Here is a 23,396-nt window from a genome sequence, read left to right on the forward strand (position 1 = left end):
TCTTTTTCGCCACTTAATTATATCATAAACTATTTCCTTAGGTATGAAAGAGCTCGTTTGTTTACGTTTTTTACGGCGATCTCAAGTTCACGAGCTGAAATTCTTTTTGCGCCATTGGCCAAAATCGCATTTTGAATCAAGCCATCACTTGTCGCAACTGATAATTCATATTTCTTTTTTAAGTCGTGTACAGCCTTTTCAATATAGCTGTCTGCTGTTTGATTGTATCTAGTATAAATAATGTCTAGATTTCCTTGATTAAAATGTGAACCTGTATTGTTTTTAACGCGATATCCATCAAATACTAAGATGACTTTGATCCGCTTATATCCTTGATAATTCGAGATTCGATTGATCAATTCATCACGAGCAGATTCAATGTTTACTTTGGCAATATCTTTTAAATCTTGCCAGTCATAAATCATATTGTAACCGTCAATCATTAAACATTCTGGCTTTTTATCTTCGACATGAATCTGATTTAAATTCATATCAACCTTCGCTTTTTTCTTGATTGGCTTTTCAGCTTTCTTGTTGTTTCCACCAAGTGAATTAAATACTTTCTTTAATTCTTCTTCACGAACAGTATGTTTTACATAAGAAGCATAGGAAGTTGTGTTGGCTTCTTTAATTTGGATGTGCATATGCTCCTTGACTTCATCCCAAGGCACAAAATAACCTGCTCCATGTTCGCAGAATACAGATCCGGTTGGATTGTTTAAATCGGCTTCACTATCATAATTTGTTTCTTCAATGATCTTTTCTTGATTAAAACACTCATGATAGTCTTCTAATTCACAAATAAATTGGCCTTTTCCTTTTGTGTATGCGATGACATCTTTTTGATAGTCCATCAACTCACGAACGGGTCCCGTTCCTTTTATGTGAACAAGATTGTTCATGTCTTCTTCAATTTTAAATGAGCAATGCTTGTTTTCTAAATCAAACAAGGCTTTTGAAACATATTGATTTTCAACGACTAATTCAAAACTATAATAAGGTTCTAATAATACAGATTCTGCTTCTTTTAAACCTTGTCTTATAGCACGATAGGTTGCTTGTCGAAAATCCCCACCTTCTGTATGTTTTAAATGCGCTTTACCGGCCACTAAAGTGATTTTTATGTCGGTAATTGGCGATCCAGTTAATACGCCTTTGTGTTGTTTCTCTTTTAAATGCGTTAAAATCAGATTTTGCCAGTTTAAAGCTAAATCGTCATTGGAACAGTTTGATTCAAACACAAGTCCTTTACCTCTAGGTAATGGTTCAAGTTTTAAGTGTACTTCGGCATAGTGTCTTAAAGGTTCAAAGTGCCCTACACCAATCACACTATTTTGAATGGTTTCTTTAAATAAAACTTTACCCGTTGTAAAACCAACTTTAACTTTAGATCTTTTCTCAATTTCTTTTTGAAGAATTTCCATTTGAATTGATCCCATTAGCTTTAAGAAAATTTGTTTCGTCTGCTCATCATATTCAATTTGTAGCTGCGGATCTTCTTGAGCAAGTACACTGCAGTAGCGCATCATAGTGAGTGCATCTACACCTTCGGGAAGTAGGAGTTGGTAATTCATATAGGCATTTAAGAGTGGTTTTGTCGTGTCAGATTCAAAGCCTAGCCCTTGACCTACTTCATACTTGTTCAATCCTTTTAGTGCACAAATCATTCCTGGATAAGCGGTTTGTACCATTTCAAATTGTTTTCCGTTATACAAACGAATTTGATCTACCTTTTCATCTGTACCAACTTTATCTTTGGCATTTAAAACACCACCCGTAATCTTTACGTGGGTTAAACGATTGCCTTGGTCATCATTTGAAATCTTGTATACACGAGCACCAAAATCTTCAGGGTAATCTTGGATAAAAGATAAATCGATGATCGCATCCATTAAATCTTCGACGCCTTGGATTTTTAAGGCAGAACCAAAGAATACGGGGAAGCATTCTCTTTTAAAAATGGCTTGTTGAAGAAGTGATGAATCGATTTCTTCGGTTTCTAGATAGTGATTCATGATATCTTCATTCAACATGGACAGTTCATCTTCAGCATCTTTTGATTTAAAATTGATACAGTTGGATGAAAAATGCACTTTAAGATCATTCATAAGCTCTTCTTGTGTCTTATAGCTAATATCCATTTTATTAATAAAGATCAGCGTGGGAATCTTATAGTGTTTTAAGCATTTCCAAATGGTAGAAGTGTGAGATTGAATACCGTCTTGTCCGTTGATTAAAAGAATGGCTAAATCTAATACTTGAAGACTTCTTTCCATTTCACTTGAAAAATCGACGTGGCCGGGTGTGTCAATCAAATAGATTTCACCATCTTTCCAATGAAAGTGAGCTTCTTTTGAATAAATGGTAATGCCTCTTTCTCTTTCTTGATTATCATAATCCAAATAGGCATCTTGATGGTCGACACGTCCTAATTTTCGGATTGTTTTTGATGTATAAAGCATACTTTCGATACAAGTAGTTTTACCTGCATCGACATGCGCTAATATTCCAGTTACTATTCGTTTCATAAATATCATTTTATCATGTTGACGCAAATGATAAAATAGAGATAGGTTTTTTCGGAGGAAAAATATGAAAGTCTTAATGTTGAATGGTAGTCCACATGCGAGTGGAGTGAATGATTTGGCTTTGCGTGAAATGGAAGTTGTATTTAAAGAAAATGGGGTTGAAACCGAAATTATACAAGTTGGAAACTTAGCTGTTCGTGGTTGCTTAGCTTGTGGTGTTTGTACGAAACTTGGCAAGTGTGTATATGATGATATTGTCAATGAATTGTTACCTAAATTTGAAGAAGCGGATGGATTGGTCGTTTCAAGTCCTGTATATTATGCCAGCGCGAATGCAACATTGATTGCAGTATTAGATCGTTTGTTCTATATTTCGCGTTTTGATAAGACAATGAAGGTGGGGGCTAGTGTTGTTTCTTGTCGTCGTGGCGGAGCGAGTGCTACTTTTGATGAATTAAATAAGTATTTTACAATCAGTGGTATGCCTGTTGTTTCGAGTCAATATTGGAATTCAATTCATGGAAATACTGCGCAAGAAGCCAATCAGGATGAAGAGGGTAAACAAACAATGCGTGCTTTAGCTCGTAATATGACGTTCTTGATGAAAAGTATTGCCTTAGGTAAAGAAGCGTATGGTTTGCCTGAAAAGGAAATTAGAAAGGGTACGAATTTTATTCGTTAAAAGGTGATCACATGGTGAATTTAAGACATCCAGATAATATATTTTATGATCGCGAAGGCGATTTATTCATAATCACAACGGATTTAGATGGTCGTCAGGAAGTGGTTTGTAAGACCAATCTTGAATGTGTGAGTGATGTTTTGGCAAGATTATTAGATATCAATTTTAAAAAGGTTCTAGACAGTGATGATCATTTACGTATGTTTGGTGATTTAGAACAATTTGCGTGTGTATATGCACTGAAACTAATGACATATAAGACGGTAAAGGGACTTTATTTAGAGTTTCCTACTTTAGCCAAGTATCAAGGTGCAGCTCTAATCAGTGCCAATACAATCATTGATAATCGTAATGATGGCTACAACAATAAGTATCACTTAATGTTGGTGAATGTTATCTATACATCTATGATTCATGCGACTGTTAAGTATGCAGGTTCAAGTCAAGAGGCTGCACACATGAAAGAAGTGTTTGAAACGGTTTTACCAGATGATAAGGGTCTGATTGAAACGTTGAATGATTTCTATGATGGTGCTATCAATGAAGCGGATTTAACGGATATTATTAAGAATATTCAAAACGAAAATACGACAAAAGCTTAAAAAAATCGTTTTCATCGACCGATTTTCGATTTTCGGTCGAGTACAAATGTAAAAAACATCTCTATGTTTAACGTGGAGGTGTTTTTTTATGAAACAAATTGTGCAATTTATTGAAGATAATAATATTTCAGAGGAAGTAGTTGCCAAAGCAGCCCATATGTCTTTGCGTAATTTTAGAAGGCAAATTCATTCTGAGGATCGCACGCAAACGCGTATTGTACTTATTCTTGCAGATTATAATCATCAATCTATTGATTCGATTTTCTTTGATCAAATGTATAATCAGCCCGTTAATTTAGAAGGCTTAACATGGAATCAGGTTCAAGATATTATGAAATTGATTCATCCTGAACTATTTACAGATATTAAAAGAAGTTCGAAATTTAAGGATTTTGAATACAATTTAAAAAATGATATGGGTGATCGTATGCGTTTTATACGAGAAGTTGTTTTTTCGCTTTCACAAACTCAATTTGGCAAATATATGGAAGTAACGAGAAATACTGCTAAGTATTGGGATGAGGGACAGATCAATGTGGATAAGATCTTAAAAATATCGCAAAGAACAAACATCAGTATGGACTTTATGATTCGTGATAATTATCCGTTGACTTTACAGACACAAGGTATGAGTGAGGCTTTATATTTGGCAGTTATGACAAATTGTGTATTGTATCGTTTGAGAAATATGAAGCAGTAAAATAACTTTAACTTTAGAGCAAAAAAATGCTCTTTTTTTCTTGCATAATTGATGGTTTCCTATATAATAGACTTGTTCTTTTAATAAAACAAAAAGTTTATTATAAAAAACAAGCAGGGGTGATTGAATGAAAATAGGCAAAAAACTAAAAGAGCTTCGAACCCAGAATGGGTTGACTTTGGAAGAACTTGCGAATCGTAGTGAATTAACGAAAGGCTTTTTATCGCAGTTAGAGCGCGACTTAACAAGTCCAAACATTTCTGCATTGGAGAATATATTGGAAGCTTTAGGTACCAATTTGGCAGATTTCTTTCAATCAAGCAAGGAAGAGCAGATTGTTTTCCATACGCAAGATTTTTTTGTGAATGAGCAAGATGATTTGGTTACGGAATATATTATTCCTAATGCCCAGAAGAATCAGATGGAACCTCTTTTATTGACTTTAAAACCGGGCGCAAAGTCACAGGAAGTCAAGGCTCATGAGGGAGAAGAATTTGGCTATATTTTAAAGGGCAGTGTTGTTTTAGTTGTTGGTAATAAAAGGTTAAAAGTTAAATCAAAAGAAACCTTCTATATTACAGGTAAGGAAGGGCATTATTTAGAAAACGTATCGAGTGCGGATGCCAAAGTATTATGGGTATCTACACCGCCTGTATTTTAATTGACAAGGAGAGAACATACATGGAACAGGAAAAGAATAAATTAATTCAATTTCGCCACATCGTAAAAGAATTTGATGGTCAAGTTGTGTTAAAGGGTATTGATTTAGATATATATGAAAATGAGTTTGTCACACTATTAGGTCCTAGTGGTTGTGGAAAAACAACTTTATTACGTATTTTAGGTGGTTTTTTAGAACCTAGCGAAGGACAAGTCATCTTAAATGGAGAAGATATTTGTGAAGTGCCAGCCTATAAGCGTGAGTTGAATACGGTTTTCCAAAAATATGCACTATTCCCTCATATGAATGTGTATGACAATATTGCGTTTGGATTGAAAATTAAAAAGATGAGTAAGGACGTTATTGATCAAAAGGTCATGAAAATGTTGAAGTTGATTGGTCTTGAAGGATTTGAAAATAAAGATGTTACTTTACTATCTGGTGGTCAGCAGCAGCGTGTTGCGATTGCGCGTGCCTTAGTTAATGAGCCAAGCGTATTATTGTTGGATGAACCTTTGAGTGCGTTGGATTTAAAGCTTCGTAAAGAAATGCAGTATGAATTAAAGAAGATTCAACAAGAAGTAGGAATCACATTTATCTTCGTTACGCATGATCAGGAAGAAGCACTAACAATGTCAGACAAGATTGTTATCATGAAGGATGGCGAGATTCAGCAGGTTGGTAGTCCAGAAGACATTTATAATGAACCAGTCAATCAATATGTTGCGAAATTCATTGGGGAAAGTAATATTATTCCAGCACGTATGGTTTGCGATAAGAAAGTGCGTTTTGATGATATTACATTTGATTGTGTCGATGTTGGATATAAAGAAAATGAACCGGTGGATGTCGTAATTCGCCCAGAAGATATTGATATTGTGGATGTGAAAGATGGCAAGATGACTGGTGAAGTTGAGAGTGTATTATTTAAGGGTGTTCACTATGAAATTATGGTGGAAACAGTTCCTGGTACGCATGTTACGGTAAATATGCACGTAAACAAGAACTATGCGATCACAAGTGAAGATGGAAAAGAAAAGATTTCTGCCAACGACTTCTATCTAGACTTAGAAGATATGAAGGATATTGATGATAAAGAAATCATTGCGCGTGCCGATGCACAGGCTTGGAATCCTGAAACAGATGAGTTTATTTCAATTCATGATATTGATACAGATTTAAAACAGGAAGTAGGAGAATATACTGTTACTTTCTCAACAAACAATAAAACTTCAATTACGCGTAAGATTTGGGTTGTGGACCAAAGGGTTGTTGAAAACAAGAAGGCTAATGAAGCCGTTTCTGCGTTTAACTTCTTTAAAACAGTGGATGAAATCAAGGAATCCATGGCTATTGATACAGACTTGAAGACTTGGGCAAATGCACAGGGTTGGAAGTTGGATGACGAAAACGAAACAGTAGATCTAGATGTAGATTATGATTTTGATCCTGAAACAATCAAGGAAGGAATTTATAAGGTTACTTTCTGGACAACAGGACGTGAATTTAAGATTCATACAACGGATTATGTAGAGGAAGGAAAAGAAGTCGGACTTACTTTCTTTGCGGAAGATATTCATGTTATGGAGAAAATGGGATTCTAGAAAATGAAAAAATTTCAACAATTAGCAATCCCTTATATTGTGTGGGCTTGCATCATGTTGTTGCTTCCGATGTTGCTGATTGCGTTTTATTCAATCATTCAGCAAGGCAACAGTATTGTGCACTTTAAGCTTACATTAGATAACTATGTTCGTTTCTTTACAGACAAAGATTTCTTGTTGATTTTATGGCGTTCTTTATGGATTGCCATTAAGACAACCATTATTTGTTTGTTGATTGGATATCCAATCGCATACTTTATTTCTAAGAATAGTCCTAAAGTTCAACAAATCTTAGTTCTTGCGATTACTCTTCCTACATGGATCAATATGCTTGTAAGAACATACGCATGGATTGGTATTTTATCAAGTGATGGAATTATTAGTAGCTTTTTAGGCTTGTTTGGAATTCATACAGAACTTTTATATACAGAGGCTGCTGTATTGATTGGCATGGTGTATAACTTCTTGCCATTTATGATTCTGCAGATCAACACGGCTTTAACGAAGATGGATAAATCTTTATTAGAGGCGGCTCAGGATTTGGGGGCCAATAAATTCCAAACGTTTTGGAAGGTTATTTTCCCACTTTCATTACCGGGCGTAGTTTCAGGTATCACATTAGTGTTCTTGCCAGCTGTAAGTTCATTCTTCATTCCTAAATTATTGGGTGGAGGACAATTCTTCTTGATTGGTAACGTCATTGAAAACCAATTCATTACTGTGGGAGAATGGAACTTTGGTTCAGCTATCTCAATGATCATGGCTATGATCATGATGCTTCTAATGATGCTTGTAAGGAAATTGGAAGAGCGTAATAAGGAGGAAAAATAGGCATGTCGAAAGATAAGAGAGTATTAGGTAAAGTAGGCATGGCTTTATTATTGGTGTTCTTTTATGCACCAATATTATTCATGATTATTTTTTCCTTTAATAGTTCAAAATCATTAACACACTTTACAGGGTTCTCGTTACGTTGGTATGAGGCTATGCTTAAAAATCACAGTATGATGGAATCTTTGTATATCACCATTATTATTGCCTTATTGGCAACAATTATTTCTACGATCATCGGTACGATTACGGCGATTGGTTTATCAAAGTCAAAGAAAGTATTGCGTGCTTTTGTCAGTCAGGTCAATGATTTTCCAATCATGAACCCTGAAATTGTTACTGCCATTGGATTGATGCTTCTATTTATTACTTTCCAAATTGAAAAGGGATTTGTGACATTATTATTAGCACATATTGCTTTTTGTATTCCATATGTGATTTTGAGTATTATGCCAAAGATCAAATCACTAGATCCAAACTTGGCAGATGCTGCAATGGATTTAGGGGCTACGCCTTGGCAGGCTTTGGTGAAAGTTATTGTGCCACAAATTATGCCGGGTATTGTTTCAGGTGCTTTGATTGCGTTCACAATGTCTTTTGATGATTTCGTTATTTCATATTTTGTAACGGGTCAAGGTGTGAAAAACTTGAGTATTATGGTGTATACAATGTCTAAGCGTATTAATCCAAGTGTAAATGCGATTAGTACATTGGTTGTCTTGTTGATCACAATCACATTAACAATTGTGAATATCTTACCTATCATTCGTAAAAAGACAAGTCCTTCAAAACAAAATAAACCTTGGAAATGGGCTGTTGCAGGTGTTGTAGTCGTTGGCTTAGTGGCTTCTTTATTTGGCTTAAATAAATCAGCTGGTAGTCAGCCTTATGCAGGACAAACTTTACATGTATATAACTGGGGTGAATATACAGGTGAAAATATCATTTCAGGTTTTGAAGAGTTAACGGGAGCTAAGGTTATCATGGATAACTTTGATTCAAACGAGCAGATGTATATTAAGGTTGCCAATGGCGATGCGTATGATGTATTAGTTCCAAGTGATTATATGATTCAAAGAATGATGCAGGAAAAAATGCTTCAAAAATTAGAGCCAGAAACTCGCAAAGAATGTTTAGGTGAATTGGTGGATGCGATCAAAGGTCTTCCGTATGATCCAAAGAATGAATATTCAATTCCTTATTTCTGGGGTACTGTTGGTATCGTATACGATAAGAGAAAAGTATCTGAAGAAGATTTGGAAAAAGATGGATGGGATATTTTCTTAGATCAGAAATTTAAGGGAGATATCTATCTATATGATTCTGAAAGAGATTCATTCATGATGGCATTAAAAGCTCTTGGATCTTCAATGAATACGACAAGTCAAGATGAATTGAATGCAGCATATAACTGGTTGATTCAATGTGTTCAGACAATGGATCCAGAAATTGTAACAGATGAAATTATTGATAATATGGCACAGGCAAGAAAGGCTTTAGGAGTTATTTATTCTGGAGATGCGGCTTATGTCATGTCTGAAAATGAAAATATGGGATTCTATATGCCAAAGAGTGGAACAAACTTATGGTCAGATGCGATGGTTATTCCTAAGAATGCGAAGAATCCTAAGCTTGCGAATGAGTTTATTCGTTATATTACTAGCTATGATGCAGCTATGGATAATTCGAGTTATGTTGGATATACTTCACCAAATAAAGAAGTTATGGAAGAACTTGGTGGTAAAGGCGGAGATTATGATGGTATCAACGCATATACACCTCGTGCTGGTTACGATAAGGATGAAGTATTCCAATATGATGAAACTACACGTAAGATCATTGCGGATTTGTGGTCTAGAGTAAAAGTTTCGGCAAGTAACGCACATTAGTCGAAGAAAATTTCTTCGACTTTTTTTCATTATTATTATAGAATGAATGCATGAATCCGATTATTTTTATTTTATTATGCTTTGCTGCTTTAGGCTTATTTGACAAGATGTTTAAGAATCGACTTGGACTAGCCACTTCTTTTGATCGAGGCATTATAACGATGGGCGATTTTATGATGAGCGTAGGAGGCTTTTATTGTATTGCGATTGCGTTCTTAAATGGTCATGCCACTTTATTTGAAAATAAAGAAATGATTATTTCAAGTTTGTTGGCGCCAGATCTTGGTGGATATTCCATTATAGAGTCTATGACACATGCAGATAATATCTTGATTTTCTGTGGTGTATTATTAACGTCCACTTTAGGATGCTTAATTAGTTTTCAATTGCCAATCTTTTTAAATGAACTGGATACAGATGATTTGAATCACTATTTAAAAGGAGTTGTGTATGGTATTTTAGGTTTATTACCTATTCTTATTGGTTGTGGCTTTTTATTGCATATTGATCATTTTTTGATTGTGTTTTTACCCGTAATTCTTATTTGTGCTATTTTGATTGGTTTATTTTTTATTTCATTTCAAACATTAATTGTAGTATTAACCGTTTTTTCTAAATTAGTACAAATGCTTGGGTATATTTTCTTTTTTCTAGTTTGTCTAACCTTCTTTTTCAATTTGAACTTCACAAATGCGACATTAATCAATGAAGCACTACGCATTGTATTTCAAATGAGTATTATTGTATGTGGTTCTTTAGTGTTTTGTGAAATTGTATTAAGAAAGTTTTCAAATCAGATTGAAAGAGTAGGTCAAATACTAAATATTGATAAATACTCAGTGATGGGAATTATCTTATCTTTTGGAACAAGTATTGCGATGCTTCCTTTATTTAGTAAGATGAATAAGAAGGGCAAGATTATAAATGCTGCCTTTTCTTTGAGTGGAGCTTTTGTGTTTGGCGGACAACTCGGTTTTATTGCCTCAGTCAATCCTGCAAGTGTGACTTGGTTTGTGGTTGTGAAACTGGTAGCCGGAATATTAGGTTTAGTTATAGCGAATGTAATGGAGGAATGATTATGAATTATATGGAATTGATGGAAAAAAGTCGTGAAGTGATGGGGACAAAATTATGTAAGTCTTGTCCTGTATGTGATGGAAGGGCATGTCGAAATACGATTCCAGGACCTGGTGCTAAAGGGATTGGGGATGTTGCGATGCGTAACTATGATGCTTGGAAAAACATTCGTGTGAATATGGATACAATTACTGATAATGAGCCAGTAAGTACAGAATTAGAACTATTTGGTCATACATTTAAATATCCGATTTTTGCAGGTCCTGTAGGAGCTGTAGCCATGCACTATTCAGATGCATATGATGATAATGGATACAATGATATCTTAGTAAAAGGTTGTATAGAAGCAGGCATTTGTGCGTTTACAGGAGATGGAAAAGATCCTAGTATAATGGAAAATGCGACACGAATTATTAAAGAGAATAATGGGTATGGTATTCCAACGGTTAAACCTTGGAGCTTAGAGACTTATTTGGAAAAGCTAAATTTAGCTTTAAACAGTAATGCCTTTGCGGTAGCTATGGATGTAGATGCAGCTGGACTTCCTTTCTTGAAGGGGTGTCAGCCTCCTGCAGGAAGAATGAATACAGAACAATTAAAGGCAATCATTTCAAATACACCTGTACCATTTATTGTGAAGGGTGTTATGAGTGTGAAGGGGGCTTTAAAGGCAAAAGAAGCGGGAGCTAGTGCAATTGTGGTTTCGAATCATGGTGGTCGAGTTCAAGATCAGACGCCTGCAACTGCTGAAGTACTCGAAGAGATTGTAAAAGCTGTAGATGGCAGTATGAAAATCTTTGTGGATGGTGGACTTCGTAGTGGTGTCGATATCTTTAAGGCTTTGGCATTAGGTGCGGATGCTGTCATTGTAGCTCGTCCATTTGTGAATGCGATCTATGGAGCAAAAGAAGAAGGTGTTCAAGTCTTAGTGGATAAACTTGGCAGTGAACTTCAAGATACTATGGAGATGTGTGGGGCTAAAAGCTTAAAAGACATCACTCGTGATATGGTAAGATAGGCAGCTTAAATGCTGTCCTTTTTAATGTAGATAAAAAATGTGCAAAATAGATACTGAAAATCTCGGAAAAATGTGTAAAAACAATACCAAAAAGTCCGAAAAAATGTGTTGAATAGATGTAGAAAAGTCCGGAAAAATGTGTTAATTTATAATTAAGAGGTGGTATCATGAAGCGAAATGCGATTTTAGAACTAGTTCAATGGAAAAATAGTCCTGAGAGAAAACCAATGGTATTAAGAGGGGCAAGACAGGTTGGTAAGACTTGGTTGATGAAGGAATTCGGTCAGAATTATTATGATAATTATGTTTATTTTAACTTTGATGAAGAAGATGAATTAAAATCTATTTTTGAAACCAATAAAAATCCACATCGTATTATTGAACTTCTTTCTATGATCAGTGATGAAAAAATTGAGCCTGAAAAAACTTTGATTATCTTTGATGAAATTCAGGAGTGTCCTGAAGCATTAAATACACTGAAGTATTTCAAAGAAAAGGCGAATGAATATCATGTGATAGCGGCAGGAAGTCTTTTAGGTACATTATTGGCAAAGCCAAAGTCATATCCTGTAGGTATGGTTAATCTTTTAGATATTTATCCATTAACGTTTGATGAATTTTTAGATGCGATTGATTCTGGGCTATATGCATATTATGAAAGTGTTCAAAAAGGACAAGTGATTGAAGAGATTTTTCATCAACGCCTATTGGATGTATTTAATTATTATCTTATTATAGGGGGTATGCCTGAATGTGTATCTTCATGGATCAAGTACAAGGATCCTACTATGATATCTAAAATTCAAAGAGAATTGATTGAGGTTTATGAAAATGATTTTTCTAAACACAATGGAAAAGTGAATAGTGGACGTATTTTGATGGTGTTTAGAAGTATTGTTGCTCAACTTGCGAAACCAAATGAGAAGTTTATGTATAGTGCCGTTCGTGAAGGTGCTAGAGCTAGAGATTTTGAAGAAGCTATTGAATGGCTTGTATCAGCAGGTATGCTTAATCGTGTATATAATGTGTCTAAGATGGAACATCCGTTGTCTGCTTTTGATAAATTGGATCAGTTTAAATTGTTTGTGTTTGATACTGGGCTTCTTAAACAAATGGCGGGTGTGGATAATGGCGCCATATTATTGAAAACGGATTACCAATTTAAAGGGCCGTTGACAGAAAACTATGTGTTACAACAATTAAAAGGTCAATTTGAAGTTGAACCTCGATATTATTCGGATAGAAATGGTGAAATTGATTTTGTGGTTCAAAATAAAATGGAAATTATTCCAATTGAAGTAAAGGGTGGTGAGGATAGATCTGCCACTTCTTTTAAGACATATGTCGCAAATTATGCACCAGAACATGCATATCGTTTTTCTAAGCGTGGATATCGTAAAGATGGTGATTTCACGAATCTTCCATTATACTTGGTTCGAAAAACAAAGAATTTATTGTAGTTAATTGTTTAATTGCCAAAATGTTTGAAAGGTTGATTTGAAATCAAGGGGTGGTTAGATGAAGGTAAGATATATTGCACATCTAGATGATATAGATTTAACAGAAGGAGCAATTTATAAAGTTTTATCAATTGAGAAAAATTGGTATCGCATAGTTGACGATTCTGATGATGATTATTTGTATCCGCCTGATTTATTCAAAGTTGTAGAAGACTATCTATGTCAAAAAATCGTTGTTAGTTATTAATTTAAAAAGGTATCAGTTTTAATTTCTGATACCTTTTATTAATGAGATGAAGGCAAGTACTGCGTTGATTAAACACCATGCTGACCAAATATATAGGTCGGAGTAGTTTCCTGCAAGTACAAAGCCTGTGAATGTAGCTAAACCAAACAGAATAATAAGTGCAATGTTGGTTCCTTTTGAATTGTTCTTTCTAGATACAATCGATACAATTCCTCCACAAAGCATGCATATACTAACAACAAGTCCTGCACTTCCACTTACTTGTCCACTTTCTTCTAGTGCGTTGGCAAGGCCTGCCATCATACTTTGGAATACGACAAATACACTTAATACAATGGAAATGATTCCACTGACTAGTTTCCATGTTTTCATAATAATAAAATCCCCTTTCTTAAGTATATTTATAACTTAAAAATGGGGATAATTGACATGTTCGCGGTATACATTAATGGTGAGTGATATTTAAGATGTGATTTAAAAGTCGTGGGACTAAGAAAGAAATGTAGATTACGGATCCTATTGATAAAATTCCTAACATAAATAATCGCCTCTTTCTTACACCTTTATTGTAGAATTTTAAATGTTTAAATGGTGTAAAAGAATGAGGAATCATGTTAAGATTTCATTAAAAACGAAGGAATTTTTGTACGTCCGAATTTTGCGCAAGAATAAGAATGTTTTCGGATTCTTGGAAAGTATGTTCAGCACTAGGAAGTGGGTCTAGAATTCCATTGAATTTTGTAGCTAGAATGTTGATATGGTATTTTCTACGAATATCGAGTTCTAACATGGTTTTTCCAATCCAAGCGGTTGGTACGGCAATTTCATAAATGGAATATTCTGGAGTAAGTTGTACGTAGTCAAAGATGTTTTCGCTTGAAAAACGTACGGCGGCCCAGTTACCAATTTGTTTTTCAGGATATACAACTTCATCGGCTCCATTGCGCAATAAGAATTTAGCGTGTACATCGCGCACGGCTCTTGCGACAACAAGTTTTGATCCATAATCTTTTAATAGGGCTGTTGTCTCGAGTGAGCTTTGAAAGTCATCTCCAATGGCTACAACGCAAAGATCAAAGTTCGATACGCCTAGTGAGTCAATAAAGCTTTCGTCGGTAGAATCTCCGATTTGAGCGTTTGTGACATAAGAAAGGACTTTGTTGATTTTTTCTTCATTTTTATCAATGGCCAGAACGTCATGTCCTAAATCATATAGTTTTTGTGCCATGTGACGTCCAAAACGTCCCATACCAATAATTAATACTGATTTCATATGTTCCTCCTGTTATCCAATTGTGATATTTTCTTGTGGTAAATTTGTGTTTGCGACAACTTGATGTTTCGAAATGGCTAAAAGTAAAGTTAAGCCTCCAATTCTTCCAAAGAACATCAAGAAAATTAAAATACAATGTGATGCACTTGATAATGTAGGTGTGATTCCTAATGTCAATCCGACGGTACCAATGGCAGAGGCCGCTTCAAATAGGGCGTCAAGAATGGGTAATTGATCGAAGGCTGAAATAAGGAATGTTCCTGTAAAGAATAATACCATAAACAACATAAATAGGGCGGTCGCATTGTTTAATGTGTCCATGGAAATGCGTCTTCCAAAACATTGTGGGTTTTGTTTATGATTGAATACAGCACGAATACTTAGAATTAATACGGCTAGTGTTGTTGTTTTAAATCCTCCGGCCGTACCTTGTGGACTTCCTCCTATCAACATTAATAGTGTCATAAAGAAAATGCTGCTTTGATTCATTTTGTTTAAATCAATCGTATTAAATCCGGCTGTTCTTGGGGATACGGCTTGGAAAATGGAAACGTTGATTTGATCGGCTAGACGCATATTCCAATGGCTAAAGTCATTGATAAAGAAATAGAGTGTACTGATGATCAACAATGTTGCAGTAGTAAATAATACAACTTTGGATTGTAGTGAATATTTATGTAAATGATGTTTGTATTCAACAACATCTTTCCAGACAAAGAAGCCTAAACCACCAAGTACGATTAGTGCTGCAATGACGTTGGATACTAAAATATCGCCGGCATATCCTGTTAAAGATGAGTAAGCTTGGTTTGTGCCCATTAGATCAAAACCTGCGTTACAAAAGGCTGAGATGGAATGGAATATGGAATACCATAGGCCTTTGACAAGTCCAAAACGCGGTAAGAAGCGTATGCCTAATAAGATGGCACCTAGTGCTTCGACACATATTGTAGCTTTTATAATCCATTTTGTGTTTCGGATAATACCTCCTAGTTTTGGAGCAGAAATAGATTGTTGCATAAAATATCTTTGTTTAAAACCAATTTTCTTGCCTCCAAGAACAAAGAGTAGAATGGCCATCGTAATGACGCCCATACCTCCAATTTGAATCAGAATCAAGATAATGAGTTGTCCAAAGGGGGACCAATATTGTGCTGTGTCATGCATAATCAGTCCGGTTACGCAGGAGGCACTGGTTGAAGTGAATAATGCATCTAAAAAGGGTGCGCCCTTACCATCGTTTGTGGAAAATGGAAGCATAAGCAGGCAGGCACCGATAAATATCATAGTCGCAAAACTGAGGATAATCATTTGTCCTGGGGTAATGCGTTTCATACGTTTTTTAAACATAAAACCACCTATCCTAATATCTTAAAACATTCTACACTAGTCTGTATTAAGATTCTATAAAGTATTCTAACATTATGTTAAGACAATGTTAAGATGAATGATTCTTTGTGGGCTTGTGTTATACTAGCTTTATGGCGAATGTATTAATATGTTTATCGGCTTCTAAATATAATTCTAGAGTTATTGATAAGGGAGCTCAAATTGCGAAAAGCAATCATGCAGTATTGAGTGCTATTTTTGTGCAAACTCCAAAATATGAGGGGATAAGTGCGGCATCAAAGAGTTGTTTACGTGAAAATATTAAGTATGCGGAGAGTAAAGGAGCAAAAGTAACGATTCTTTATGGACAGGATGTATTGCCTCAGCTTGTGGAATATGTGGGTGTTTCTCAGGTAGATTGTGTTGTTTTAGAAAAAAATTTGGCGAAACAAGCATTGTTTAAGTTGAAAAATATTGATGTATATTCTGTGAATTATCCGCAGGATTATCGTCGCATGTTTCATTTTAGTTTTAATCTTTTGAGCTTTTCATTGAAAGATACATTAAAAATGATGGGGATTCTTCTTCTTTGTACGCTTATTGGAAAGGGATTTATGCATTTTCAATTCTTGATTACAACGCCTATTATGATCTATATCTTGGGCATTGTATTTGTATCCATTTGGACAAGTGGATATATCTATAGTTTATTGGCGTCTTTATTTTCAGTGTTATGCTTTAACTTTTTCTTTACATACCCCTACTTTTCTTTGTTGAGTGATCCAAGCTATATTACGACATATATTGTTATGTTTGTGGTGGCCATGTCATCTAGTTCGTTAATGACAAGATTAAAGAAACAATCTTTCGAAAATGCCAAACAAGTGTATCGTACGCAAGTCTTATTGGAGATGAGCCAGATGCTTCAAAAGGCGAATGATATGAATGCGATCTATGCTTCGATGTTAAAACAGCTGCATAAATTATTGGATACGGATTTAGTGTTGTATCCACATAATGATGAGCCTATTCTATTAGGACAGTGTCCTGTAGAAACGGATATTGTGGCTTGGGTTTATAAAAATAGGCATGAGGCTGGAAAGACAACGAGTTATCATTCGGATTCGATGTGTTTATATTTGCCTATTAATGGAACGCACGAAGTATTAGGTGTGGTTGGAATTGTATTAAAAGATAAGATAGATTCTTTTGAAAAAAATTTGTGGCTTGCGATATTGGACGAGTGTGGTATGGCTTTAGAGAAGGAAATGATTCGTTTAGAAAATCTAAAGATTGAGCAACAAGCCAAACAAGAGGCGTTGCGAGCCGATTTATTACGTATGATTTCGCATGATTTAAGAACGCCACTGACTAGTATTTCAGGCAATGCTGGCTTATTATTGGAAAACGAGAATGCGTTTTCACAAGAAAAGAAGAAGGAATTGTATCAAGATATTTATAATGATGCGATGTGGTTGTATGATTTGGTGGAAAACTTATTGTTTATAACGAGAATTGAAAATGGTACGATGCAGTTGAATTTACAACCAGAAATGATTGAGGATATTTTTAGAGAGGCTATTCATCATTTGGGTCGTAATAAACGCAAACATAATATTTCTATGCATTTAGAGGATGATTTATTGATGGCTAATATGGATGCACGCTTGATTATTCAGGTTTTAGTGAATTTAATAAATAATGCGATCAAATATACGCCTGAAAATTCAAATATTTCTTTGAATGCTAGGCGGGTTGAGGATAAAATTTTAATAGAAGTTCAAGATGATGGAAATGGTGTATTACATCCTGAACAATTGTTTGAGATGTTCTATACGGAAAATAATCGAGGTGGAGATACAAGACGTGGCATGGGTCTAGGTCTATCTTTGTGTAAATCTATTATTCAATCGCATGGTGGTACGATTTGGGTTGAGAATGTAACGCCTCATGGAGCTTGTTTTAAGTTTGTATTGGATGCAGTGGAGGTAAAGTTGTATGAATAAAGTTCAAATCTTAGTAATTGAAGATGATATTGCGGTTGGGAATTTGATTACGACAACTCTAGAGATGGAAAATTATCAGTTTCGTCTGGCAAAAACAGCGAAGCAAGGAATCATGAATGTGCTTTCTTATAATCCGGACATTATGCTTCTAGATTTAGGATTGCCAGATATGGATGGTTTGGATGTTATAAAGAAGGTTCGTTCTTGGTCAAATATTCCAATTATTGTGGTTTCATCAAGAAGTGAAGATCAAGATAAGGTAAAAGCTTTAGATTTAGGGGCCGATGACTATTTGACAAAACCATTTTCAGTGGATGAATTGTTGGCTAGACTTCGTGTAACGATTCGAAGATTAAATAATAGTCAGACCATAAGTGTAAATGAGAGTGTATATGAAAATGGAGATTTGACAATCAATTATGCGCAGGGTTGTGTATATGAGAATGGGCATGAAATCCATTTAACTCCGATTGAATATAAATTATTGTGTGTTTTAGCTAAAAATACCGATAAGGTTTTAACACATAATTATATCATGCAAGAAGTATGGGGAAGTGTTCAAGGTACAGAAACGCCAAGTCTAAGAGTGTTTATGGCTACTTTGCGTAAAAAGATTGAGCCGGATACTTCAAATCCGAAGTATATTCAGACGCATGTGGGTGTTGGATATCGTATGTTGAATCAGACAGAAAAAAAGGAAGACTAGTGTCTTCGCATATTGAAATAGAGTGAAATAATAATTGTGATAACTCCAATTGTGATGAGTGCCATAATGGTTTTATTGATGCATAGAAGGATCAATATACTAAATAGGCTGACAATCGCAAATAGGAATAGTTCAATATTTAATAGAATTGGATACATCAACAATGAATCGCGAAAACTGATTTTTTCGTATTGCGGTTCATTGTTTTTTAATAGTCTTTTTTCATATATAAATAGAATTTGGCTAAAGAGCACGACAAAAACAAGGTATATGATATTAAAAAAGATTTCTTTTGAGAAGAGTGCACTGCACGTTAAAAACATGACAAGAATGGTTCCAATTCTTGGCAGGTACACGTAATAATTATATTTCATAGAGTTTTTCCTTTCTTTTATTATGCCACAAATCATATCACTTGAAATATACCTATAGGGGGTATATTATTATATCGAGGTGAGATCAATGAGTGAGTGTTGTCATAAAAAACATAAGCCTAGAGATGAGAAAGAAATCAAACAATTGACGAATCGTCTTCATCGTATGGTAGGACAATTGAATGGAATTGAGAATATGTTGAAGGAGAATCGTTATTGTGGCGACATCTTAGTGCAGGTAGCGGCTGTAGAGAGTGCTTTGCAGGCGTTTGGATACATTGTTTTGCAGGAACACTTAAATACGTGTGTTGTTGAGGATGTGCAAAATGGAAATACAGAAATCATGAGTGAGGTTATGGATTTAGTAAAGAAGTTAAAGTAGGTGGTTTTAATGGAAGAAAAGTTTGATGTGACAGGCATGACATGTGCGGCTTGTCAGGCTAATGTAACTCGTGTTGTGAGTAAGTTAGATGGTGTGAGTCATTGTGATGTCTCTTTATTATCGAATTCAATGAAGGTTGAATTTGATCAAGATAAGGTGAATGAACAAACGATTTGTGAAGCTGTAAAACAGATTGGCTATGGAGCTAGTGTGCATGGTCAAAAGACAGAGGTTCGTAAAGTATGGCAGAATCGTCAGAATCGAGTGGAATCGGATCAAAGAAGTGCTAAACAAAGATTGATTTTAAGTTTAGTTTTATTGGTTCCTTTACTTCTAATTGCGATGGGTCCTATGGTAGGCCTTCCTATTTTAGAGGGTATGGAATGGATGATGGTTTCAGCCTTAACACAGCTGATTCTATGTCTATTTATATTGTTTATTCAAAGACATTTCTTTATTACAGGTTTTAAGGCTTTAATTAAAAAGTCGGCCAATATGGATTCTTTAGTTGCGATGGGTTCAGGTGCAAGCTTTGTGTATGGCTTGGTCGGTATTTATCAGATGGCCTATTATTTTGGTGTGCAGAATATGGAAATGGCCCATATGGCAATGCATTCTTTATACTTTGAGTCGGCCGCAACCATTGTGACTTTGGTTAGTGTTGGAAAGTATTTGGAGTCTAGATCTAAGGCAAAAACGAGCGATGCCTTAGATAAGTTGGTGGACTTAGCACCAAAAAATGCGACGATCTTAAGGGATGGGAAAGAAATTGTTGTGTCGAGTGAAAGTATTCAAATTCATGATATAGTTGTGATTCGTCCGGGACAAAGAATTCCAGTAGATGGTAAAGTTATTTCGGGTACAGGTTATGTGGATCAGTCGGCGATTACGGGTGAGAGTCTTCCGGTAGAAAAGAATGTAGGGGATTCAGTCATTTCAGCTACTATGAATGAGAATGGTACTTTTCAGTTTGAGGCTGAAAAAGTAGGTGAAGATACAACTTTGGCTAAGATCATTCAGCTAGTCGATGATGCTGGTAACTCAAAGGCCCCTATTGCTCGTTTGGCAGATAAAGTTAGTGGTGTATTTGTTCCTGTTGTGATTTTAATCGCATTGATTACATTTGTCGCATGGTTGATCAGTGGTCAAACGATTCAATTTGCGTTATCCAATGCGATTAGTGTACTCGTGATTTCTTGTCCTTGTGCCTTAGGTTTAGCTACGCCAGTTGCGATTATGGTAGGTACGGGTAAGGCAGCGGAAAATGGAATTTTAATTAAGTCGGCTGCCATATTAGAACAGCTACATTCGATTGATACGATTGTATTAGATAAGACGGGTACGATTACTTCAGGAAAGCCAAGTGTTCAAGGTGTTAAGGTATATACAAATATTAGTATGAATGACTTTATTTCAATGGCGGCAAGCTTAGAGAGTGGTTCTTTGCATCCTTTGGGACAGGCTATTGTGGAGTATGCGGAAGATAAAAATATAAAGCTTCAACAACCTGAACAATTCACAAACATTTCGGGTCGTGGTATTCAGGTTAAGCTAAATGGACATGTGTATTTGGCAGGAAATAAAAGGTTATTAGAAGAGAAAAATATTCAAATAAATCAAAATGTTTTATCAGACTTAGATGCTTATGCAAGTTTAGGTCAAACTCCATTGATTTTTGTGGAAGATCAAAATGTGATTGGTTTAATAAGTGTGGCGGATACCATTCGTAGTACGAGTCAGGTTGCATTAGAACAATTTAAAAAGAAGAATATGCGTGTGGTTATGTTGACTGGAGACAATCAAAAAACAGCGAATGCGATTGGTAAATCTTTAAGTGTGGATGAAGTGATTAGTGATGTGTTGCCACAAGATAAGGAGAGTGTAATTCGTAAGCTTCAAGAACAAGGTAAGAAGGTTATGATGGTGGGTGATGGTATCAATGATGCGCCTGCATTAATGCGTGCAGATATTGGGGTTGCGATTGGTGCTGGAACCGATATTGCCTTAGATAGTGCGGATGTGATTTTGATGAAAAGCTCTTTATTGGATGTAGTGACGGCAATTGATTTATCAAGTGACGTTATTAAAAATATTAAGATGAATCTATTTTGGGCTTTCTTCTATAACATTTTAGGAATCCCAGTTGCGACAGGTTTATTGTATCCAGCATTTGGACTTCGATTATCACCAATGATTGGTTCGGCATGTATGTCTTTGAGTAGTGTTTGTGTTGTCACAAACGCTTTACGACTTCGTTATTTTAAACCTAGAGTTGAAATGGAAGAAGTCAAAACATACACAATGCATATTGATGGTATGTCCTGTGGACATTGTGCATGGTTAGTAGAGGATGCTTTAAAGAAGGTTCCAAATGTAAAAGAAGTTCGTGTGGATTATAATTTAGGTAAGGCCGATATTGACTATGTGCAACAAGTAAATAAGGTGGCTTTAAAACAAGCGGTTGAAGATGCGGGTTATATTCCCGTTGAATATAAGGAGGAAAAGAAAATGAAAAAAGTAGTAACAGTAGATGGTATGATGTGCATGCATTGTGTGGCACACGTAAAGGATGCATTAAGTAAAGTGGAAGGTGTAAGTGATGTAGTGGTTAGTTTAGATGAAAAAACAGCTACATTAAATTGCACAGAGAATATCACAGATCAGATGTTGAGTGATGCCGTGACAAATGCAGGATATACAGTCATTTCTGTAAAATAAAGAATCATAAAAATAAAAAAAGTCAAGACTTGTAAGCGTATTCAGAATATTCTATGATAAACGTCGAGGGAGACGCAAAATGGAATGTTTTATTGATGGGAAATCCACTTGCGAAAGAACTTTCTGGAATCGCTTGAATGTTTTGGCAAACTTTCAACAAAAAGAAATGATAATGGATGGTTTGAAAGTTCGTGTTGCAGAAAGTGTATATTGGATTCAACAAAAGAAAGGATAGTTCGTTTGAATTATTCTTTTTTTTCGACAGTTGAATGATATGAAAAACTCAATATTTACTTTAAGTAAAGTGTAAATAGATGCTTTTAACATAAATAAAATGTTGTATGGGATTTTTAGCTTTTCTTGTGGAAATACATTCGGTTTCTTTGTATAATACATATAGAGAACGACTACTGGAAAAGCAGTGGTTACTCTGAAATAAAGTTAATGCTGAAGCACTAATCTTTTTCCATTGTCGGTGGTGATTAGTGCTTTTTGCATTTCAGAGTCGTAATATTGTTGAAAAAGTTTCAAATTATTGATGCGTGACCATAAAAGGTATATAATATAGCCACAAGGAGGTACTTTTATGGAAATCGTACCAATGAGAGATTTAAAAAATACAGTACGTATTGAGGAATTGTGTAAAGATAGTGGAAAGGTGTTTGTTACAAAAAATGGATATGGACGTCTTGTGGTAATGGATATTGACTATTATAGAAGTATTTTTGAGGAATTAGAGGAAGCAAAAGCTGTGTATGAAGGATTGCAACAGATGTATTCTGGTAAATTAAAAGATGGTATAAAAGTAATGGAAGAAATGAAAGATAAGTATGGCTTATAAGTACTTCTTTACGGATGAAGCGCAAATAGATTTAGATAATATATTAGATTATTTGACTAATCATTTATGCAATTTACACGCTGCAAAAAGCTTCTATATTTTATTGATTGAGAGGCTTGCTTTGGTGTGTGATTTTCCTGAATCAAATCCAATGATTAAAAATAGATTTTTAGGATTCCATGAGGTCCGAAAGATGGTAATCAAAAATTATTTACTATATTATTATGTAGATGAAAATAATAAAACCATAAATGTTCTGTCGACACGTCATTCATTAGAAAATCAGGAGAAAATTATATAAATCATTGTTTTAGATTTAGAATTTTTCTTGTGCAAATACATTTGGTTTCTTTGTATAATACATATAGAGAACGACTACTGGAAAAGCAGTGGTTACTTTGAAATAAAGTTAATGCTGAAGCACTAATCTTTTTCCATTGTCGGTGGTGATTAGTGCTTTTTGCATTT

General features: G+C 35.1%; 23 protein-coding genes. 18 read left to right on the top strand and 5 right to left on the bottom strand.

Annotation, left to right across the window (positions count from 1 at the left end):
* Window positions 1–29: 29 nt before the first annotated feature.
* Window positions 30–2,528 carry a translation factor GTPase family protein gene (locus KTQ83_RS01965; RefSeq protein ID WP_217255898.1) on the bottom strand — a complete coding sequence of 833 codons (2,499 nt, stop codon included), beginning with the start codon at window positions 2,526–2,528 and terminating at the stop codon, window positions 30–32.
* Window positions 2,529–2,592: 64 nt separating this feature from the next.
* On the opposite strand from KTQ83_RS01965, the gene KTQ83_RS01970 reads away from it, so the two are divergent.
* The 11 genes from KTQ83_RS01970 to KTQ83_RS02020 all read left to right on the top strand — a co-directional run bounded on the left by KTQ83_RS01970 (window position 2,593) and on the right by KTQ83_RS02020 (window position 13,299).
* Window positions 2,593–3,210 carry a flavodoxin family protein gene (locus KTQ83_RS01970; protein WP_217255899.1) on the top strand — a complete coding sequence of 206 codons (618 nt, stop codon included), beginning with the start codon at window positions 2,593–2,595 and terminating at the stop codon, window positions 3,208–3,210.
* Between the two features lie 11 nt (window positions 3,211–3,221).
* Window positions 3,222–3,812 (top strand): hypothetical protein, encoded by a 591-nt coding sequence (locus KTQ83_RS01975; RefSeq protein ID WP_186998532.1) that lies wholly within the window; start codon window positions 3,222–3,224, stop codon window positions 3,810–3,812.
* Between the two features lie 88 nt (window positions 3,813–3,900).
* On the top strand, window positions 3,901–4,512 hold the full coding sequence (locus KTQ83_RS01980) for a hypothetical protein (RefSeq protein ID WP_186998531.1): 612 nt from the start codon (window positions 3,901–3,903) through the stop codon (window positions 4,510–4,512).
* A gap of 127 nt (window positions 4,513–4,639) precedes the next feature.
* Window positions 4,640–5,173: a cupin domain-containing protein gene (locus KTQ83_RS01985; RefSeq protein ID WP_117925105.1), complete on the top strand. Its 534-nt coding sequence runs from the start codon at window positions 4,640–4,642 to the stop codon at window positions 5,171–5,173.
* Between the two features lie 20 nt (window positions 5,174–5,193).
* On the top strand, window positions 5,194–6,777 hold the full coding sequence (locus KTQ83_RS01990; protein ID WP_117571399.1) for an ABC transporter ATP-binding protein: 1,584 nt from the start codon (window positions 5,194–5,196) through the stop codon (window positions 6,775–6,777).
* 3 nt (window positions 6,778–6,780) lie between these two features.
* Window positions 6,781–7,608 (top strand): ABC transporter permease, encoded by an 828-nt coding sequence (locus KTQ83_RS01995; protein ID WP_117925107.1) that lies wholly within the window; start codon window positions 6,781–6,783, stop codon window positions 7,606–7,608.
* Window positions 7,609–7,610: 2 nt separating this feature from the next.
* Entirely contained in the window at window positions 7,611–9,497 is a 1,887-nt protein-coding gene (locus KTQ83_RS02000; RefSeq protein WP_217255900.1) for an extracellular solute-binding protein, read from the top strand.
* 50 nt (window positions 9,498–9,547) lie between these two features.
* Window positions 9,548–10,573, top strand: coding sequence for an ethanolamine utilization protein EutH (eutH, locus tag KTQ83_RS02005; RefSeq protein WP_117925111.1), 1,026 nt, complete (start codon window positions 9,548–9,550; stop codon window positions 10,571–10,573).
* 2 nt (window positions 10,574–10,575) lie between these two features.
* Entirely contained in the window at window positions 10,576–11,592 is a 1,017-nt protein-coding gene (locus KTQ83_RS02010) for an alpha-hydroxy-acid oxidizing protein (protein WP_244975724.1), read from the top strand.
* Window positions 11,593–11,759: 167 nt separating this feature from the next.
* Window positions 11,760–13,052 carry an ATP-binding protein gene (locus tag KTQ83_RS02015; protein WP_217255902.1) on the top strand — a complete coding sequence of 431 codons (1,293 nt, stop codon included), beginning with the start codon at window positions 11,760–11,762 and terminating at the stop codon, window positions 13,050–13,052.
* Between the two features lie 58 nt (window positions 13,053–13,110).
* A complete protein-coding gene (locus KTQ83_RS02020) occupies window positions 13,111–13,299 on the top strand; it encodes a hypothetical protein (protein WP_217255903.1) in 189 nt (62 codons plus the stop codon).
* Window positions 13,300–13,317: 18 nt separating this feature from the next.
* Here KTQ83_RS02020 and KTQ83_RS02025 read toward each other — a convergent pair whose 3' ends face one another.
* From KTQ83_RS02025 to KTQ83_RS02035, 3 genes are all read right to left on the bottom strand, one after another.
* On the bottom strand, window positions 13,318–13,671 hold the full coding sequence (locus KTQ83_RS02025; RefSeq protein ID WP_217255904.1) for a hypothetical protein: 354 nt from the start codon (window positions 13,669–13,671) through the stop codon (window positions 13,318–13,320).
* A gap of 253 nt (window positions 13,672–13,924) precedes the next feature.
* Window positions 13,925–14,572 (bottom strand): potassium channel family protein, encoded by a 648-nt coding sequence (locus KTQ83_RS02030; protein ID WP_186998526.1) that lies wholly within the window; start codon window positions 14,570–14,572, stop codon window positions 13,925–13,927.
* Between the two features lie 12 nt (window positions 14,573–14,584).
* A complete protein-coding gene (locus KTQ83_RS02035) occupies window positions 14,585–15,922 on the bottom strand; it encodes a TrkH family potassium uptake protein (protein ID WP_117924714.1) in 1,338 nt (445 codons plus the stop codon).
* 131 nt (window positions 15,923–16,053) lie between these two features.
* On the opposite strand from KTQ83_RS02035, the gene KTQ83_RS02040 reads away from it, so the two are divergent.
* Entirely contained in the window at window positions 16,054–17,907 is a 1,854-nt protein-coding gene (locus KTQ83_RS02040; RefSeq protein ID WP_217255905.1) for a DUF4118 domain-containing protein, read from the top strand.
* Window positions 17,900–18,613, top strand: a complete 714-nt coding sequence (locus tag KTQ83_RS02045; protein ID WP_117924710.1) for a response regulator — start codon at window positions 17,900–17,902, stop codon at window positions 18,611–18,613. Before KTQ83_RS02040 ends, KTQ83_RS02045 begins: the two co-directional genes overlap by 8 nt.
* On the opposite strand, the gene KTQ83_RS02050 is transcribed toward KTQ83_RS02045, so the two are convergent.
* The gene (locus KTQ83_RS02050; protein WP_217285012.1) at window positions 18,610–18,771 is read right to left on the bottom strand and encodes a hypothetical protein; all 162 of its coding nucleotides are present in this window, start codon (window positions 18,769–18,771) and stop codon (window positions 18,610–18,612) included. The genes KTQ83_RS02045 and KTQ83_RS02050 overlap by 4 nt on opposite strands.
* 304 nt (window positions 18,772–19,075) lie before the next feature.
* Between KTQ83_RS02050 and KTQ83_RS02055 the strand changes: the two genes are divergently transcribed.
* From KTQ83_RS02055 to KTQ83_RS02075, 5 genes are all read left to right on the top strand, one after another.
* Complete coding sequence (locus KTQ83_RS02055; protein ID WP_118114599.1) at window positions 19,076–19,369, top strand: metal-sensing transcriptional repressor; 294 nt, start codon at window positions 19,076–19,078, stop codon at window positions 19,367–19,369.
* A gap of 9 nt (window positions 19,370–19,378) precedes the next feature.
* On the top strand, window positions 19,379–22,087 hold the full coding sequence (locus KTQ83_RS02060) for a heavy metal translocating P-type ATPase (protein WP_244975725.1): 2,709 nt from the start codon (window positions 19,379–19,381) through the stop codon (window positions 22,085–22,087).
* A 79-nt stretch (window positions 22,088–22,166) separates the two neighbouring features.
* Window positions 22,167–22,322 (top strand): hypothetical protein, encoded by a 156-nt coding sequence (locus KTQ83_RS02065; RefSeq protein WP_181979323.1) that lies wholly within the window; start codon window positions 22,167–22,169, stop codon window positions 22,320–22,322.
* Window positions 22,323–22,673: 351 nt separating this feature from the next.
* Entirely contained in the window at window positions 22,674–22,928 is a 255-nt protein-coding gene (locus KTQ83_RS02070) for a type II toxin-antitoxin system Phd/YefM family antitoxin (RefSeq protein WP_117924702.1), read from the top strand.
* Window positions 22,918–23,229, top strand: a complete 312-nt coding sequence (locus tag KTQ83_RS02075; protein ID WP_217255907.1) for a type II toxin-antitoxin system RelE/ParE family toxin — start codon at window positions 22,918–22,920, stop codon at window positions 23,227–23,229. Before KTQ83_RS02070 ends, KTQ83_RS02075 begins: the two co-directional genes overlap by 11 nt.
* The last annotated feature ends 167 nt before the right edge of the window (window positions 23,230–23,396 follow it).

It is taken from the genome of Holdemanella porci (assembly GCF_019052655.1).
GTDB lineage: Bacteria > Bacillota_I > Bacilli_A > Erysipelotrichales > Erysipelotrichaceae > Holdemanella > Holdemanella hominis.